Raw genomic sequence first — 3,186 nt, 5'->3', positions numbered from 1 at the left:
GGCATGGTGGACCGGCTGCGGGACGCGCTGAGCGGCCGCGGCAAGTTCGAGTAGGGCGGTCACCGTCTGTGCGGGGCCCGTCGCCGAGGCGACGGGCCCCGCTTCCGTGTGCGTGTGAGTAACCACACTGTGGGCTCAACGCCCCAGTGCGGCAGGGGGTTTGGCACGCACGGAAGGGCGGATCAAGGTGCGGTGGAACCGCTTCTCCGGTCCCCTCTGCCACGATGGTCGGCGCCGTACCCGTCGAGGGGAACCACCGCGCAGCGCGGCCGGTGTGCCCCGCCCCTCGTCCCCTTCTGCTGAGTCCTCCGACTCGTCTTCGAGTACCGCACTGTGGCTTCCTCACCCTCCCCTGCCCTGAACGCCTCCCGCTCGCCCTGGCGGTCGCTGCGGTACCGCAGCATGCGCTGGTGGTCCGTCGCGAACTTCGTGTCGAACGCCGGTACGTGGATGCAGCTCACCGTGCAGAACCTGCTGGTCCTGGAGATCACCGGGTCAGCCGCCGCGACGGGTCTTTCCATGTCCGTGCAGGCCGCTCCCGCGCTGCTGATCAGCGTGCTGGGCGGGGCCGCCGTCGACCGGTGGCCCCGCAAGCTGACGGCGGCCGTGAGCCAGGCGCTGCTCGGCGCGATCGCGTTCACCACGGCCGTCCTCGTGGCGCTGAACCGGATCGACATGACCTCGCTGATGGTGCTGGCCGCTGTCACGGGTGTCGTCGCGACCGTCGACAATCCGGCGTGCGCGCTGCTGGGCAACGACCTCGTGCCCGTGCAGGACGTGCCCTCGGCCATCGGCGTCGGGGCGCTGGTGCACCAGGCGGGCCGCTTGGCGGGAGCGGCCCTGGCCGGTGTGGCGGTCGGGTTCCTCGGCACGTCCGTCGCATACTTCGCGAACGGGCTGTCGTTCCTGTTCGTGGCCTCGGTCATCCCGTTCCTGCGCCCCGCCGCGGGAGCGGTGCGGCAGACCGGCCGGGAGCCCGGGGGCACCGGCTCGGAGCTGTCCGTGCGCGAGGGGCTGGCCTACTTCCTGCGGAGGCCGCGCCTGGTCGCGCTGGCGGGCGTGACCGGGATCAGCGCGGTGTTCGGCCGCAACTACGCGCTCACGCTGGCCGTGCTGGTCACCGGGCCGCTCGCGGGAGGAGCGGGTTCGTTCGGCACGGTGTCGACCGTGCTCGCCGCCGGCGGCATCCTCGGAGCGGTGCTGGGCGCCCGGCTGCGCCGGCCGTCGGTGCGGCTCGTGGGCGCGCTGGCGGCCGCGGGGGCACTGCTGCAGGTGGTGGCGGGGCTGTCGCCGTCGCTGGCGGTGCTGATCGTGCTGGTACTGCCCATGGCCGTGGTGGAGTCCGTCTCCGACACCGCCGGTACGGCCGTCCTGCAGACCGACCCGCCTGCCCACCTGCGGGGACGGGTGCTGGGTGTGTGGGGCAGCGTCGGCACGGTGTGGGGCCTGGGCGGCCCGCCCGCACTGGGCCTCCTCATGGAACTGGCCGGGCCCCGGGGCGCCCTCGTCACCGGCGGGCTTCTCATCGCCTGCGCGATCGGGGCGGGCTCCCTGCTGCACCGGCGCCGCATCGCGGCGGCGCCGGTGCCCCTCCGCAAGGACGCTCACGAGATGCCGGGCCGGCCGGCCCTGAGCCCGGCTGCCTGAGCGGCACTGCACGAGGGAGGCCTACGGGCGCGCCGCACGGGCCCCTGGGGCCGGCCCCGGGACGGGTGTGCGCTGTGCGGCGCGTGGCATCGCGCCGCACGCCCGCCACCTGCACCTCGACGCCCTGAGCCTGGCGCCGGCAGTCCACGGACACCGCCCCGGGCCCGCGCCTGGCCGGCCCCCGACACGCCGCACGCCGCACGCCGCACGGCGGACACCGGCAGTCGGCCGCCCTGACGCCTAGGGCCGTGGCGCAGCCCCCGCCGCCACCGCCGCCCGGCGGGCCAGCAGGGTCGTGGAGCGGCCGTCGAGGTAGGGCAGGACCACGGCCTGGCCGCCCCAGGTGCGGAGCACCTCCGCCTCGGGCAGGTCCTGGACGGAGTAGTCGCCGCCCTTGACCCAGACGTCCGGTCGCAGCCGGCCCAGTACCGCCTCGGGCGTGTCCTCGTCGAAGACCGCGACGGCGTCGACGCTGCCGAGCGCGGCCAGCACGCGGGCACGGTCCGCCGCCGGGTTGAGCGGGCGGCCCGGGCCCTTGCGGCGGGCGACGGACGCGTCGGAGTTCAGGCACACGATGAGGCAGTCGCCGATGCGCCGGGCGCTCTCCAGCAGGCCGACGTGACCGGCGTGCACCAGGTCGAAGCAGCCCCCGGTGGCGACGACGGTGCCGCCCCGGGACCGGACCAGTTCGGCGAGGCCGAACGCGTCGTGCGCGGACTCGACGGCGGGCCCCGCCGCGGGTTCGGTCCGCCACAGGCCGGGGTTGCCCGCGCCTCCCGCCGCGACGAACGCGGCCGCCTCGGCGACGGCCCGTTGCAGCGCCTCCTCGGGAAGCAGGCCGTCGGCGAGGGCCGCCGCCGTCGTGGCGGCGAAACAGTCGCCCGCGCCACAGGGGTCCCCGGCGGCCCGGTAGGGCACGGGGACGAGCATCGGGGTGCCGGTGCCCGGCCGGACCAGCAGCACCCCGCGTTCGCCGAGGGTGACGGCGACACCGGCGGCCCGCCAGCGCTCGGCGAGACGGGCCCCTCTCTCGGCGAACGCGCCCAGCGTGGTCTCCCCGGAGCCGGGGTGCAGAGCCTGTGCCTCGGCCGCGTTGGGGGTGACGAGGCGGGCTCCGGGCACGGGCGGATCGCCGTTGGGGTGCGGATCCCACACCAGGGGCGTGCGGCGGGCGGCGTCCTCCAGGAGCGGACGCAGGGCCCCGGCGGTGTGCCGGCCGTAGTCGGCGACCAGGACGGCGTGCGCGCCGGCCAGGGCGTCACGGACCGCGTCACCGGGTTCACCGGGGGTGCCGCCGCCCCGGTCGATGCGGACCAGCGGCCGCCCGCCCGCGAGGACGCGGGTCTTGACCGGCAGGGTGCCCTCCAGCGGGATCTCCAGCAGCCGGACCCGGCCGCGCAGGCCGCGCCGTACCGCCTCGCTGGCCTCGTCGTCGCCGAGCGCGGTCACCAGGACCACGTCCCGGCCTCCGCGGGCGGCGAGGGCGGCGGCCAGGCCGGCTCCGCCGGGGTGGCTGTGGTCGCCGGTGACGTCGACGAC

2 protein-coding genes are annotated in these 3,186 nt (G+C 76.5%); one reads left to right on the top strand and one right to left on the bottom strand.

Annotation, left to right across the window (positions count from 1 at the left end; genetic code table 11):
• The first annotated feature begins 402 nt into the window (after positions 1-402).
• The gene (locus tag C1J00_RS40950; RefSeq protein WP_102913909.1) at positions 403-1,647 is read left to right on the top strand and encodes an MFS transporter; all 1,245 of its coding nucleotides are present in this window, start codon (positions 403-405) and stop codon (positions 1,645-1,647) included.
• A 240-nt stretch (positions 1,648-1,887) separates the two neighbouring features.
• Here the strand turns inward: C1J00_RS40950 and C1J00_RS40945 are convergent.
• On the bottom strand, positions 1,888-3,186 hold a 1,299-nt coding region (locus tag C1J00_RS40945), incomplete at its 5' end, for a PfkB family carbohydrate kinase (protein WP_245936712.1).

This window comes from Streptomyces cahuitamycinicus (genome assembly GCF_002891435.1).
Classification (GTDB): domain Bacteria; phylum Actinomycetota; class Actinomycetes; order Streptomycetales; family Streptomycetaceae; genus Streptomyces; species Streptomyces cahuitamycinicus.
Note: the sequence above shows the minus strand (reverse complement) of the source record. Positions and strands in the feature narration are given on the sequence as shown.

Bases quoted from the DNA above. Each gene is read 5' to 3' on its own strand.
- C1J00_RS40950 (WP_102913909.1), top strand. From the start codon at position 403: ATGCGCTGGTGGTCCGTCGCGAACTTCGTGTCGAACGCCGGTACGTGG.